Annotated in this window: 16 protein-coding genes; 6 read left to right on the top strand and 10 right to left on the bottom strand. The window is 72.4% G+C overall.

Annotation, left to right across the window (positions count from 1 at the left end; all coding sequences use genetic code 11):
* The 3 genes from AB0J39_RS07970 to AB0J39_RS07980 form a co-directional block, all read right to left on the bottom strand.
* The coding region (locus AB0J39_RS07970) for an ATP-binding cassette domain-containing protein (RefSeq protein WP_363462683.1) at positions 1-465 on the bottom strand (465 nt) is incomplete at its 3' end.
* Positions 462-1604 (bottom strand): ABC transporter permease, encoded by a 1143-nt coding sequence (locus tag AB0J39_RS07975; protein ID WP_363462684.1) that lies wholly within the window; start codon positions 1602-1604, stop codon positions 462-464. The genes AB0J39_RS07970 and AB0J39_RS07975, both read right to left, overlap by 4 nt.
* 179 nt (positions 1605-1783) lie before the next feature.
* A complete protein-coding gene (locus tag AB0J39_RS07980) occupies positions 1784-2344 on the bottom strand; it encodes a methylated-DNA--[protein]-cysteine S-methyltransferase (RefSeq protein WP_363462685.1) in 561 nt (186 codons plus the stop codon).
* A gap of 191 nt (positions 2345-2535) precedes the next feature.
* On the opposite strand from AB0J39_RS07980, the gene AB0J39_RS07985 reads away from it, so the two are divergent.
* Together AB0J39_RS07985 and AB0J39_RS07990 are read left to right on the top strand one after the other, a co-directional pair.
* Positions 2536-4419, top strand: coding sequence for a PAS domain S-box protein (locus AB0J39_RS07985; RefSeq protein WP_363462724.1), 1884 nt, complete (start codon positions 2536-2538; stop codon positions 4417-4419).
* 150 nt (positions 4420-4569) lie between these two features.
* Complete coding sequence (locus AB0J39_RS07990) at positions 4570-5022, top strand: ATP-binding protein (protein ID WP_363462686.1); 453 nt, start codon at positions 4570-4572, stop codon at positions 5020-5022.
* Positions 5023-5068: 46 nt separating this feature from the next.
* Here AB0J39_RS07990 and AB0J39_RS07995 read toward each other — a convergent pair whose 3' ends face one another.
* From AB0J39_RS07995 to AB0J39_RS08010, 4 genes are all read right to left on the bottom strand, one after another.
* Entirely contained in the window at positions 5069-5569 is a 501-nt protein-coding gene (locus AB0J39_RS07995; protein ID WP_363462687.1) for a GNAT family N-acetyltransferase, read from the bottom strand.
* A gap of 27 nt (positions 5570-5596) precedes the next feature.
* Positions 5597-6259 (bottom strand): membrane protein insertase YidC, encoded by a 663-nt coding sequence (gene yidC, locus AB0J39_RS08000; protein ID WP_363462688.1) that lies wholly within the window; start codon positions 6257-6259, stop codon positions 5597-5599.
* 75 nt (positions 6260-6334) lie between these two features.
* The gene (locus AB0J39_RS08005; RefSeq protein WP_363462689.1) at positions 6335-6616 is read right to left on the bottom strand and encodes a DUF6412 domain-containing protein; all 282 of its coding nucleotides are present in this window, start codon (positions 6614-6616) and stop codon (positions 6335-6337) included.
* A gap of 1 nt (position 6617) precedes the next feature.
* Complete coding sequence (locus tag AB0J39_RS08010; RefSeq protein ID WP_182905071.1) at positions 6618-6785, bottom strand: hypothetical protein; 168 nt, start codon at positions 6783-6785, stop codon at positions 6618-6620.
* A gap of 378 nt (positions 6786-7163) precedes the next feature.
* Here AB0J39_RS08010 and AB0J39_RS08015 point away from each other — a divergent pair, with 378 nt between their 5' ends.
* A complete protein-coding gene (locus tag AB0J39_RS08015) occupies positions 7164-7877 on the top strand; it encodes a response regulator transcription factor (protein WP_182905073.1) in 714 nt (237 codons plus the stop codon).
* Complete coding sequence (locus AB0J39_RS08020) at positions 7874-8989, top strand: ATP-binding protein (protein WP_363462690.1); 1116 nt, start codon at positions 7874-7876, stop codon at positions 8987-8989. The genes AB0J39_RS08015 and AB0J39_RS08020 overlap by 4 nt, the downstream gene beginning before the upstream one ends.
* A 3-nt stretch (positions 8990-8992) precedes the next feature.
* Here AB0J39_RS08020 and AB0J39_RS08025 read toward each other — a convergent pair whose 3' ends face one another.
* From AB0J39_RS08025 to AB0J39_RS08035, 3 genes are all read right to left on the bottom strand, one after another.
* The gene (locus AB0J39_RS08025) at positions 8993-10615 is read right to left on the bottom strand and encodes a multicopper oxidase family protein (RefSeq protein ID WP_363462691.1); all 1623 of its coding nucleotides are present in this window, start codon (positions 10613-10615) and stop codon (positions 8993-8995) included.
* A gap of 10 nt (positions 10616-10625) precedes the next feature.
* Positions 10626-11096, bottom strand: coding sequence for a hypothetical protein (locus AB0J39_RS08030; protein WP_363462692.1), 471 nt, complete (start codon positions 11094-11096; stop codon positions 10626-10628).
* Positions 11097-11294: 198 nt separating this feature from the next.
* Positions 11295-11732 (bottom strand): hypothetical protein, encoded by a 438-nt coding sequence (locus AB0J39_RS08035; protein WP_363462693.1) that lies wholly within the window; start codon positions 11730-11732, stop codon positions 11295-11297.
* A gap of 224 nt (positions 11733-11956) precedes the next feature.
* Between AB0J39_RS08035 and AB0J39_RS08040 the strand changes: the two genes are divergently transcribed.
* The gene (locus AB0J39_RS08040) at positions 11957-12307 is read left to right on the top strand and encodes an STAS domain-containing protein (protein WP_030511009.1); all 351 of its coding nucleotides are present in this window, start codon (positions 11957-11959) and stop codon (positions 12305-12307) included.
* 4 nt (positions 12308-12311) lie between these two features.
* Positions 12312-13058: a glycosyltransferase gene (locus AB0J39_RS08045; RefSeq protein WP_363462694.1), complete on the top strand. Its 747-nt coding sequence runs from the start codon at positions 12312-12314 to the stop codon at positions 13056-13058.
* Positions 13059-13377 lie beyond the last annotated feature (319 nt).

The following is a 13377-nucleotide window of genomic DNA, read 5'->3' on the forward strand; positions in this document are numbered from 1 at the left end:
GCGGTGCCCCATGCCCACCCGGTCGAGCAGCTCTCGCGGGTCGTGACCGTCACCCGCGCGCCTGCCCGCCACGTCGAGTGCGAAGCGGAGCTGGTCGAGCGCGGTGAGGGCCGGGATGAGGTTGCCGGACTGGAAGACGAACCCGATCCGTTCGCGCCGGTGGCGCGCCTTCTCGCGGGCGCTCGCCCGGGAGATGTCGACGCCGTCGAGCAGGACCCGGCCGGTGTCCGGCGTGGTGAGCGCGCCGGCGACGGCGAGCAGGCTCGACTTGCCGGAGCCGGACGGCCCCACGATGGCGACGAACTCGCCGGACGCCACGTCGAGACGCACGTCGTCGAGCGCGGTGACCGTGGCGTCGCCGTCGCCGAGGGTCAGGGTGACGCCTTCCACCAGCAGGCCGCCGCGTTCCTGGGCGCCGGCCCGGCGAGCGGCCGGATGGGGGGACGTGGAGCTGCCGGTGGTCATCGTTGCCCTCCCAGGGCTGCGAGCGGGTCGACGCGGACGACGCGGCCCACGGCCGCCGCGGCACCGGCGAGGCCGAGGCCGACGAGGAGCAGGGCGGCCAGGACGAGCGGGGCCGCCTCCAGCGCGAACGGCATGGGGGTCGTGGTGAGCAGCGTGCCGCCCCCCACCCCCAGCAGGAAGCCCATGGCGGTGGACACTGTCAGGATGACGGTCGCCTGGATCATCGTGTCCCGCATGAGGTAGCCGGTCGAGGCGCCCATGGCCCGTATGACCGCGAGCTCGTGCTTGCGCTGGATCGTCCACACCGTGAAGAACGTCCCGACGACGAGCGCGGAGATGGCGTAGAGGAAGACCTGGATCAGCGTGAGCGTGGAGGTCTCGGCGGAGTAGCCGGGGGAGGCGCTGTAGGACTCCTTGAGCGTCATGCTCGTGGTGCCCGCCGCGGCGTCGCCGCCGGACAGGTCGATCCGGTCTCCGTCCCGGGCGCGCAGAGCGATGGCCGTGGCCTCCTCGTACGCCCCGTCACGCACCTCGTCCCCCGGCCCGGCGCCCGCGTGCACCTGCTGCCAGGTGCGCAACGGCAGGTACGCCACGTCGACGTGCCCGAAGGTGCGCTGGTCGCCCGTGGTGCCGACGACCTTGAGCCGGGTGCCCAGGCGGTCGATGACGATGGTGTCGCCGACGTCCACGCCCTCGTCCAGGACGGTCTTGCTGACCACGATCCCGTCGGGGTCGCCGAGTCCGGTGCCGTCGGAGACGGCGGGGGCGAGGAAGGAGCCGGGGTCGACGCCGAACAGGGCCAGGTCGATCGGCACCTGCGTGCCGGCGGCGGTCGTGGCCTTGGCGTTGACCAGCATGTTGCCGAACGGCGCGGCGTCGCCGACGTCGTCGCGGCCCTTCCACGCCTCGGCCTGGTTCACGCTGACGGTGCTGCGGGAGAAGGCGGAGTCGGTCTTGGTGCCCTCGGCGAAGGCGAACGCGGTGACGGGCAACCGCTGGAGCCCGGAGACGCCGTCGTTGACGAGCCCGGAGGAGAGGCCGGACAGCAGCACGACGAGGATCGCGATGAGGGCGACGACTCCGCCCATCAGGCCGAAGCGTGCGCGGGCGAAGACCAGCTCGCGCCAGGCCAGGAACATGGCACTCCTTCGAAGCAAGGGAATGAGCGCCGCGATTTGCCGACGCAGTGTTGGTAAACATACCAACACTGCGTCGGGAAAAAGTCCGCGTCGTCGTCCGTGGAGCGCCGAGAGGCCGTAGTCCGTCGAGCGTGCTGCGAGGTCTGCCGCTGAGACCTCACGCCGGCGCGCTGGAGTGACTAGAGAGCGTTCTCCAGGCGGAGCAGGTGCTCCTTGGCCGGCTGGCCGCCCGCGTAGCCGCCGAGCGCGCCGGGGCCCTCCACGGCCCGGTGGCACGGCAGGAGCAGGCAGACCGGGTTGCCGGCGAGGGCGTTGGCCACCGCGCGGGGCGCCTGTGGCCGCCCGATCCGCTCGGCGATGTCCTGGTAGGTGGTGACGCTGCCGTACGGCACGGCCGGCATGAGCTGGATCACCGTACGGCTGAAGCCGGTGACCAGGCGCAGGTCCACGGAGAGGGAGAAGGTGCGCAGCCTGCCCGTGAAGTAGGCGTCGAGCTCCCTGCGGAGGGGATCGAGGCGGCGCGGGTCGGGTCCGATGAACGAGCCGACGGCGCGGGAGATGCGGGCGAAGACCTCGTGCTCACCCTCGTAGGTGCAGGCCAGCACGCCGCGTGCGGTCACCGCGAGGACCATGCGGCCCACCGGCGCGTCGGTGGTGCCGAAGGCGACCTCGGGCGGGGTCTCGCCGACGTAGCCCGGTGAGGTCACGCGCAGCAGGGCTTCGAGGTCCTCGGTGGACATGGGCGCCCCACTTTCTCTTCTCCGCGTGCAGGCAGCGTATCGGAGCGGTTGCGAGGTGACGGAAAAGGCCAAGATCAAAACGTGAAAGAAGGCACGATGGGGGCGTGGGTGACAGCAGCGTGGACGGCCGGGCGGCGGACATCGCCCCCGAGATCGCTGACGCCGCGGACGTGCTCGCGGGCGGATTCGACATGGAGCCTGGTGGCGGCTCCGGCGCGGATCTCCATGGGAGCGACGTCGAGGAGGGCCTCGCGCGTGCGGTCCTGGCCGGCTCCCCCGACGCGATCGTCGCGCTCGACCGCGACCTGGCCGTGCTGAGCTGGAACGCGGCGGCCGAGCGGATGTTCGGCTGGCCCGCGGCCGATCTGCTCGGCAGGCGGGCGCCGATCGTGCCCGACGAGTTGATGGCCGAGCACAACGCCGTGCTCGAACGCGTACGCGCGGGCGGCCGGGTGTCGCTGACCACCAAACGTCTCCACCGCGACGGGCGGCTGCTCGACCTGCGGGTGGACACGAGCGCGCTGAGCTCGCCGGGCGGCGTCCTGCTGGGGTACGTGAACGTCTACCACGCGGCCGAGGACGACGACGCGGCGCACGGGAGGATGGTGCGCCGCGCCCGCCTGGTGCGGCGGCTGACCGACGTGGTCGGCGACATCAACGCCGAACTCGACCTGCCCGTCGTGCTCGACCGGATCGCCGCGAGCCTGACCGAGCTGACCGGCGCCGACGCCGGCGGTTTCGTGTCCATCGAGGGGGACCGACTGCGCCTGGTCGGCGTCCACAGGTTGCCCGAGACGCTGCGCGGGGCCACCGCCGACCTGCACACGAGCCTGGTCGCCAAGCTGCTGCGCACCGGCAAGACCGTGCTGCTGGAGACCGGCCCGGAGGGCTTCCCGGACCTGATCTGGGCGCGCCTGCCCGGCCTGCACACGATCGCCGTCGGCATCGCCGCCGTCGGCGGGCGTCCCTATGGAGCGCTCTACGCGTTGTTCGCCCGGCGTAAGGCGAGTCATCTGGAGCTCGAACTGCTCGAACTGCTCGCCGGGCACGCCGGCATCGCGGTCGCCAACGCGACGGCCTACCAGGACGCGGTGCGGCAGCGCGCTCACGAGCGGGCGGTCTTCGACGCCAGCGCCGACGGCATCGCGGTGCTGGACGGCACGGGAGCGGTCGTGCGGTGGAACCCGGCCGCGGCCGAGCTGACCGGTCACCCGGCGGACCGGGTGATCGGTGGACCGCCGCCCTTCCCGCTGCCGGCGCCGGGGGAGAAGCTGACCTTCCAGCTCCCGTCCGGCCGGTGGCTCGACGTGCTGTGCGCGGAGATCCGGGAGACGGGGGAGACCGTCGTCGACTTCCGCGACGTGACCCGGGCCAAGGAGCTGGAGGAGGCCAAGGACCTGTTCCTCGCCACCACCAGCCACGAACTGCGTACGCCGATCACGATCGTGCACGGCTTCGCCAGCACGCTCGACTCCCGCTGGGACCACCTGTCGGACGTGGAGCGGCGGTCGGCGGTCCACACGATCGCCGAGCGCGCCCGCTCGCTCGGGCAGCTCATGGACCATCTCCTGCTCGGCGCGCGGGCGGGCGCGGAGGAGCTGAAGGTCAGGGTCGAGCCCTTCGACCTGGCCGCCCGGGTGCACGCGGCGACGCTCGGGCTGCCGGTCCTGTCGGACCGGCACCGGCTGGAGGTGGACATCCCGCCCGATCTCCCCCGTGTGTACGGCGACGCCCTGGCCACCGACATCCTCCTGGCCCAGCTGCTGGAGAACGCGTTCAAGTACTCCCCCGACGGCGGCCTGATCCGGGTCGAGGCATGGCCGGAGGACGACCGGGTCGTGCTGGTGGTGGACGACGAGGGAGTGGGCATCGCGCCGGGCGACCGGGAACGGATCTTCGAGCGGTTCGTCCAGGCCGACAGCGGCAACCGGCGCAGGTTCGGCGGCGTCGGCCTGGGGCTCTACATCGTGCGCAACCTCGCCCGGGCCCAGGGCGGGGACGTCGCCGCGTTGCCCCGATCCGGTGGGGGAACCCGGATGCGGCTGGTGCTGAACTCGGCGGAATCTTCATCCTGACAGGACAGAACGGAGCGTGGCGTCACCACTTAAGGACTGATCTATTGTCCAATGTGCACAAGCTGTGATGCGGGGCACGGTTTCCCGGCCGAGCGAGCGGGGCATTTCGGTCGTAGTTGCTCGTGCAGCAGATACGGGGGTAAGGGGGAGGTGAGTGCGTCGAGCGTCGTGATGCTGCCGTACGCACCGTCGAGCGTCGCCGTCGCACGTCAGCGCCTGAGCGCCGAGCTTTCGACCGCAGGGCTGCTCGCCTCCGCCGTCGACGACGTCGTGTTGATCATGAGTGAACTGCTGAGCAACGCGCTGCGCCACGCCCACCCTCTCCCGTGCGGACGGCTCAAAGTGGCCTGGATCTGCTCGGATTCGCAGGTCGAGGTGGCCGTGAGCGACGGTGGCGCGTACACGGAGCCCCGCGCGGGCCGCCCGACGCTGTCGTCCCTCGGCGGCCGTGGGCTCGGCATCGTGGAGTACCTGGCCGAGCGCTGGGGGGTCCGGCACGAGGAGGAGGCGACCACCGTCTGGGCCGTCGTGCCCGCCTCATGGCCTGACCAGAATGGGCATGCCGAGCTGTCCGAAATTCCGGTGCTGCGCGAGGTTGGCTGACGGGCGCGCTCACGCCCCGCGCACGGCCGGGGTTCAGGGCCGGGGTTCAGGGCCGGCCGAGGGCGTGCTCCATGCAGATCAGGTCGTCGCGGGAGTCCCACGACGCGGTGACGGTGAACCCGAGCCGCTCGTAGAGGGCGATCGCCGTCGTCCGCCACCGCCACACCGACAGCCGTACCGACCGCAGGCCGATCGCGTGCGCGCGGGAGAGCGCGGCGCGGACGAGCGCGGCGGCCACGCCCCTGCCCCGCTCGTCCGGGTCCACCCACAGGCGTTTGATCTCCGCCCGTCCGCCGGCGGGCGCCGCGAGCACCACGCAGCCGACCGCGGCGTCGCCGCGCCGCGCGACCAGCACGACGTCGTCAGCGAACGCCGCGCCCGGGTTCTCGACCTCCGCCCGGTAGCGCTCGGGCAGGCGCGTGGCGTCGGCCACCGGGACGCCCTTCTCGGCCTCGGTCCGCAGGTGGTAGGCGGCCAGGAGCGCCCGCAGGTCCTCCTGGCCGTCGTCCCAGGCCGCCCAGGTCGCTATCGAGATGTCACCGATCATGGCCGCCGACATTCCACCGATCCCGGGTCAGGCCGCGCGTGGGTAGAGCACGGCCCGCTCGGCCGTCGTCCAGGCGCTGCTCACGAGCAGGTAGACGCCCGCCGCGAGCGGGAGGAAGGCCGCGGCGAGCACGGTCCAGAACGGCATCAGGACCGCCAGGCGCCGCATCGGCGCGGTGGGCTCGACCCTGCGGGCGGCGATCACGGCCACGACCACGAGCAGCGCGAGCAGCGCGGCGAACACCCCGGCGGCGGGGCTGAGCAGGCCCGCCCCGGCGAGCACGGCGGCGAGGTGCTCCCCCAGCGGCACGCCGAGCACGCTCTGGGCCAGCAGCAGGTTCGGGTGCCCCGCTATGACGGCCGCCGTGAACAGCCGGTAGGTCACCGTGAAGAAGGGCCACTGCGCGAACGCCGGGAGATAGCCGGTGAGCTGGCCGACGCCCTCCTTGGCGTACAACGCGTCGACCTCGCGCAGGAGCCGCTGCGGGTCGTTCTTCCACCGCGTGCGCAGCCCGTCCACCTGGGGTGCGAGCCGCATGCGGATCCGCTGCGCCCGCGCGACGCGGACGCTCAGCGGCAGCAGCGACAGCCGTACGGCGAGGGTGACCAGGACGATCGCGAGTCCGGCGCCGGTGAGGTGGCTGAGCGCGTCGATGAGCCGGTAGGCGGGGTCGAGCACGAAGTCGAACATGGGAAGCCTTTCGTCTGTGACCTGTTGCCGGTGGATGAGGGCATGACGAAAGCGCTCGTCCGGCTGGATCTCCGGTCAGACGAGCGCGGGGCTTCCTGATGGTGCGCGGGGACGGGGACGGCCAGGCGTGCCGGGATCACGCAACCTGACCATCGCCGTCTCACCGTTGTACGACGGCCTGCCCGGCCCCCGGCGCAGAAGGGGGACGCCGGTCAGCCGGCAGAGCATCCAGGCGAACACCAGGACGGCCACGCCGGCCAGGCCGACCGTGGTCAGCGCGCCGGGGCTCGGGGACCCGGCGGCCAACTCGGCCAGCAGCCAGAGGAGCGATCCGATGGCGGCCAGGAGCGCGTTCACCTCAGCGGGACAGCTTCCCGACGACGGTGACGACGACCACGGCGACGAGGGCGATGATGCCGATGATCAGCAGGAACTTCAGCGTCGCGAACAGTGCGGGGATCACGAATCCGAACACCAGCCAGAGGGCCAGGAGGATCCCCAGTACGGTCAGTACGGTACGGGCCATAGCCACAAGGTACGCGGTGGGACCGACAACCGCGAGCTTGATCGTGTCGGCCGTCCTCGGCCTCGCGATACGTCCACCTGGATCCGCGCTCGCGACGGGCGGCATCCGGCAGCCACACCCCTGATCCAGAACCGGTTCGCATACCCGTGATTCATGAGGTTTCACGTGAATCATCGCGTTCGGCGGCAGTTCGTCGACAGAACGTCATGGCTCCTCCGGCGGCCCCTTGCGGTCCCATCGGCTGCCTGCGCCGCATGCGGCGTAGACTCCACTCGATTACCGCGTCTCCTCGAAGCGCGACGGCCGCCGCGAGCGGCGGGTTCTTACGGGGCGATGACGGCGCTTCGCCGGGCCGCCCGGCGGACTTACCGTGGGGACGTGCCCTCCTCGAGAACGTCCCAGAATCCCGCCCGCGTCCTGGTGGTGGAAGACGACCCCACCGTCGCCGAGGTGGTGGCCCGCTATCTGGAACGCGACGGGCACGAGGTCGAGTGCGTGGGCGACGGCGCCGAGGCGCTGCGCCGGGCCCTGGCCGACCCGCCCGACCTGATGGTTCTCGACCTGATGCTGCCCAAGCTCGACGGCCTGCAGGTCTGCCGGAAGCTGCGGGAGCGCCGGCCCGTGCCGGTGATCATGCTGACCGCCCTCGGCGAGGAGATGGACCGGGTGGTCGGCCTGGAGACCGGCGCGGACGACTACGTGACGAAGCCGTTCAGTCCGCGCGAGCTGGCCCTGCGCGTGCAGTCCGTGCTGCGGCGGGCCCGGGGCGCGTTGGTGCCCACCGGCACCGGCGTGCTGCGCGACGGCGACCTGGTGGTCGACGTCGGCGCCCACGAGGTGCGCCTGGGCGGCAAGGAGATCACCCTGACCGCCCGCGAGTTCGACCTGCTCGTCTACCTGCTGCGCAACCCCCGCCAGGCGTTCAGCCGTACGGCACTGCTCGACCAGGTCTGGGGCTGGTCGTTCGGCGACTCCTCCACCGTGACGGTCCACGTGCGCAGGCTGCGGGAGAAGATCGAGGACGACCCCACCGACCCGCACCGGATCGTGACGGTCTGGGGCGTCGGCTACCGCTACGAACCGCTGTCGTGATCGTCCAGATCGTCGCGGTCGCGGCCGGGCTCGGTCTCGTCATCGCGGCCCTCGGCCTGGCGCTGCTGCGGGCGCTGCGCCGCCGGTCGATCGGCGTGATGCTCGCGGTCGTGGCGGCGGTGACGGTCTCCGCGACGCTGGCCGGGGTGGTCGCCATCACGCTCGCCATGATCATCGACGGGCGGCCGAAGAACATCGTGCTCACCGTCGTCGGCATCGGCGGCCTGGTGGGGCTCGGGGTCGCTCTGGTGAACGCCCGGACGGTGGTGCGCGCCAGCAGGAGCCTCGTCGGCGCGCTGGAGAGCGTGCCGCCCTCCGGCCGGTTCGTCCCGCCGCCCACGCCGCTCCCGGCCGAGCTGCAGACCATCAGCACCGCGCTGGAGCAGGCGTACGAGCGGCTGCGGCTGGGCCGCGAGCGCGAGCGGGCGCTGGAGAGCGCGCGGCGCGAACTGGTCGCGTGGGTCAGCCACGACCTGCGCACCCCCCTGGCAGGCATGCGGGCGATGGTGGAGGCGCTGGAGGACGGGGTGGCCGACGACCCCGAGACCGTCAAGCGCTATCACGTCCAGATCAGGGTGGAGGTCGACCGGCTCGCCGGGATGGTGGAGGACCTGTTCGAGCTGTCGCGGATCCACGCGGGCGCGCTGCGGCCCACGCTCACCCGCACGGGGCTCGGCGACCTCGTCGCGGACACCCTCGCCGCCGTCGAGCCGCTCGCCCGCGCCGGGGGCGTGCGCCTGACCGGGGAGGCGGATCCGCGCGTCCCGGTCCACGCCGACGCCGGGCAGCTCGGCCGGGCCGTACGCAATCTGGTGGTGAACGCGATCCGTCACACGCCCGCCGGGGGAACGGTCGTCGTGCGGGCGACGGCGGACGGGACCACCGCCCGCCTGTCCGTGCTCGACGGCTGCGGCGGCATCCCGGAGGAGGACCTTCCCCGGGTCTTCGACGTCGCGTTCCGCGGCGAGGCGGCGCGAACGCCGGGCCCCGACGGCGGCGCCGGGCTCGGCCTCGCGATCGCGCGCGGCATCGTGGAGGCCCACGACGGCGGGATCGGCGTGGTCAACGAGGGTCCCGGCTGCCGCTTCGAGATCACACTGCCGTTGGCCTGAGGCTCACTCCGGCTCGTTCGCGGCGGTCCCGCCCACGGTGAACGGCGTGGTGACCCCTTCGTACATGAGGTGGGCGACGAGACCTTCGGTCGCGTGCGGCAGGTTGTGGCAGTGGTCCATCCAGATGCCGGGGTTGCCGGCCACGAAGGCGATCTCGTACGTCTCGCCGGCGCCGACCTCGAGCGAGTCCACCCACCACGGGCTGCCCGTCGCCCGTACGCCGTCCCGGCTCAGCACCACGGCGTGGTGGCCGTGCAGGTGCATCGGGTGCGGCTCGCCGCTGTCGTTGACGATGCGCACCCGCACCACGTCGCCCTCGGCGACGACGAACATCGGCACGTCGGGGAACATGTGACCGTTGATCGTCCACCAGATCCCGGGACGCCCGTCCAGGAAGCCGGGGCGGCGCCCGATCTCGTAGTCGAACCGCCGGTCGGGCCGGTCGGCGTCGAGCCCCAGCGGGGCAGGCGTGCCGTAGGAGAGCAGGTCGAGTGTGACCGCGGGCCGGGGGACGGCGGGCACGTCGTACGACCGCGAACCGAGCACGACGCCGGCCGGGCCGCCGACGTGGACCCGCACCGGCGAGCCGTCCTCGGGCATGGTCACCTCGATGTCGGCGCGGCCACCCGCCGTGACCGGCACGGCGGTGTCCCGCACGGGTGCGGGCTCGTGCAGGTCGGTGCCGTCGACGGCGACGAGCCGGAACGGGGCTCCGCCGACCCATACGGGTGTCTGGCCGTTCTCCGTGTTGATCACCCGCACACGCACCCGCTCGCCGGGGCGGGCTTCGGCGCGCACGTCGCCCTCCCGGCCGTTGATCGTGCGGGCTCCGTCGTAGAGGTGCATCAGCGCCACGACGTCGACGACGCCGGCGGGCGGGCGCGCCGGGGCGACCACGAGGGCGCCCAGCAGGCCGCGGCGCACCTGCTCGTGGGAGACCTGGTGGGAGTGGTACCAGAAGGTGCCGGCCTGACCGGCGACGAAGCGGTAGGTGAACGACCCGCCCACGCGGACCGCGTCCTGGGTGACACCGGCGACTCCGTCGGCGGCGTTGGGCACGTCGACGCCGTGCCAGTGCAGCGTGACGCCGTCCGGCACCGACTCGTTCACCAGGCGGACCTGCACCAGTTGTCCGACCGTCGCGTGGATGACGGGGCCGGGCGAGGTGCCGTTCAGGGTGTAGCCGTCCACCGAGCGGCCGGTGGGCAGCCGGAACCGCTGCTTGCGGGCGACCAGAGTGACCGCGACGTCGGCCGCGCGGCCCGGATCCGCGGTCAACGACGTCAGGCTGCGCGCCGGCGTGCTGTGCCCTGTGTGGCCGGCGCTGTCTCCGGCACTGTCTCCGGCACTGTGCCCTGCGCTGTGCCCTGCGCTGTGTCCTGCACCGTGCCCGGTGCTGTGTCCGGTGCTGTGCTGTGCGTGCTGTGTGTGCTCTGCGTGCTCCGAAGTGCCGGCCACGTGGGTCAGGGCGCCGCCGTGGTCGGCGTACCCCATGTCCATGACGGAGTACGTACCGGGCATGAGGCTGTCCTGCCAGAGCCAGATCGGAGGGCCGAGCAGGGCGAGAGTCGCGGCGCCCGCCAGGGCGAGGCGCAGGCGGGCGCCGCGGCGGCGAGTCCTGTCCATCGGATCGTCGTCAGACGACGGTCTCGACACGGGCGTGCGACCGGTCCGGGACGCTCGCGTCCGTCCGGCGGCCACGGCGTGCGGCGTGGACGGCCGCGCTGAACAGCAGCAGTGCGTTCAGGCCGTGCAGGGCGCCCAGGGCGGGGATCTGGTGACCGAGGAGACCGAGGGAGACCTGGACCACGACGAGCAGGACCACGAGGGCCGCCCCCTTGACCGCCCCGGGGATCTCGGCGAAGAACGAGGAGACCAGCAGGAGCAGCCCGATCACGGGGATGACCATCATCCCGTTCACGCCGTGGACCATGAAGGCGAAGAACTCGGGGAACTGGATCCCCCCGCTCTCCGCGGTCGCCTTGTCGATCACGCCACCCTGTTCGACGTACTTGAACAGGCCGGCGTCGCCGAGGACGACCATCATCGCCTGCACGGCGACCTCGGCGGCGACCAGCGAGGCCAGGACCTTGTAGACCAGTTTCATGACGCTCTCCCCATCCAGGACCTGAAAGCCCTTCCACGTCCGGGCTTCGCGGTCCTCTTCTGTGTCGGCCGGCGTCCGCCTCCGTACGCCGGCCCTTACACAGGGGAAGTTAGGAGCGCCTCCATGGCGGTCGCTTAACGACGACTTCGCCGGCTCTTGGCGCCGGGAGAAGCCGCAGGAAAGCGCAGGTCGGCGAGGTCACGGTTCGCCCTGGTGCTCCAGTTGGCCGCGCCACGGGGGGATGTCGGGAGCGGCCTCCCGGCGGCGCGGGGCGAACGCCTCCGTCATGGCCCGGAACGTGGGGCAGGGCCAGCGCCACATGCAGCTCCGGCACCGCAGGATGGGGTTGGCCGGGTCGCTCGAGATGCCGCCCGCGTCCCTGGGCTGATGCAGGTCGAGCAGCCGGATGCCGAGCTCGGAGAAGCACAGCAGCTCCTCGCGGGCCTCGGCGAGGAAGTCGAGGTCCTCGGCCGCCAGGCGGGCGCTGACCGGGACGTACCCCTCGCGGTTGACCAGGCCGCGCAGCGGCTCGGCCGCCTCGCGCCACGACGAGGCCTTCTCGGTGCGCACCTGGATGGTCTCCAGATGCTCGCGCAGCACGCGGCGGTGGGGATCCTCGGGTATCTCAGTGTTCATCTGATCTCGGGCCCGCTGTGCTCGGCGCCCGCCCTCCTTTGCGAAGTGACGACCAAGACGCGGAGGTTCCGGGCCCTCCATCCGGCGACGCCGGTGTCGCATAGCGTCAAGCTTCGCGCACTCGCCGTTTACATGGGGCCGGAATCGGGGACAAAGGGCGGACGACTCTTCGACGAATCCGATGGAGCGTGACCCGGGGCCGGGACGACGCTAGTGTGCGCCTCGTGGAGCTCAAAGTCGCGACGCAATCCCACGCCGGTCAGGCCGTCATGGCTGTCTTCGGCGAAATCGACCTGTATACCGCGCCCCGGCTGCAGGCGGAGTTCACCCGCCTGCTGGAGACCGGGCCGGACCGGGTGGTCATCGACATGTCCGGAGTGGAGTTCTGCGACTCCACGGGCATGAACGTGCTGCTGTCGGCGCTCAAGCGGCTGCGCGAGCGGGGCGGCACGCTGGAGGTGGCGGCACCGAGACCGGCGGTACGCAAGATTTTGCAGGTCACCGGGCTGGACTCGGTGTTCACCGTGCACGACACGGTGCCCGCCGATCTGCTCACGGCCGAGCACCAGGGTTAGGCGCATGGGGGAAATGGCAGTGCCCGAGCCGGACACCGCGGTGGTGATCCCGGCGAAGGACGAGGCCGACCGGATCGGCGCCACCGTGACCGCCGCCCTGAAGCTGCCCGGCGTGGATCTCGTGGTCGTGGTCGACGACGGCTCGTCCGACGAGACCGGCCGGGCGGCCAGGGCGGCGGGCGCCCGGGTCGTACGGCACAGCCGCAACCGGGGCAAGGCCGCGGCGATGGAGAGCGGGGCCGAGGCGGTGCGCCTCCTCGACGAGGAGCATCCTCGGCACCTGCTGTTCCTCGACGCCGACCTGGGCGAGACGGCGGCGGCGGCCCTCCCGTTGATCGCGCCGGTGCGCGACGGCGAGGCCGACATGACCATCGCGGCGTTCATGACCAGGGTCAAGCTCGGCGGGCACGGCATGGTCGTACGGCTGGCCCGTGACGGCATCAAGCGGCTCACCGGCTGGGAGGCGACCCAGCCGCTCAACGGGCAGCGCTGTCTCACCCGGGCCGCGTTCGAGGCGGGCCGGCCGCTCGCGCACGGTTTCGGCGTCGAGACCGGCCTGACCGTCGACCTGCTCAGGAAGGGTTTCCGGGTGGTCGAGGTCGAGGTCGAGATGGCGCACCGGGCGACCGGCACCGACTGGCGCTCCCAGTTGCACAGAGCCCGGCAGCTCCGCGACGTCGGCCTGGCCCTCGCCGCTCGCGAGCCCGCCGTGGGCCAGGCGCGCTCCGCCCTCCGCCCGCCGCGCCGCTGAGCCGCGCCGCTGCGTCGGGCCGCTGGGCCGCGCTGTCGAGTCGCGGTGTTGCTTTGGGCCCCTGAGTCGCGCCGTTGCTTGCGGGCCGCTGGGACGGGCTGTCGCTTGCGGGCCGCCGCGCCGCTGGGACGGGCCGCGCTGGTGAGTCGCGCCGCCGGGCCGCGCTGTTGCTTCGGGCCGCTGACCCGCTGTGGCGGCCCGTGCGCCCGGGAGGCCCGGACCGGTGACTTCGCCGACGTCGCGGGCCGATGTGGTGGAATTCTCGGGTGGATTCTCGGGGGCGCGCACGGACCGCCGCCCGGCTGGCCCCGGCCGCCGG

Origin of the sequence: Microbispora sp. NPDC049633, assembly GCF_040675265.1 — a bacterium.
GTDB lineage: Bacteria > Actinomycetota > Actinomycetes > Streptosporangiales > Streptosporangiaceae > Microbispora > Microbispora maris.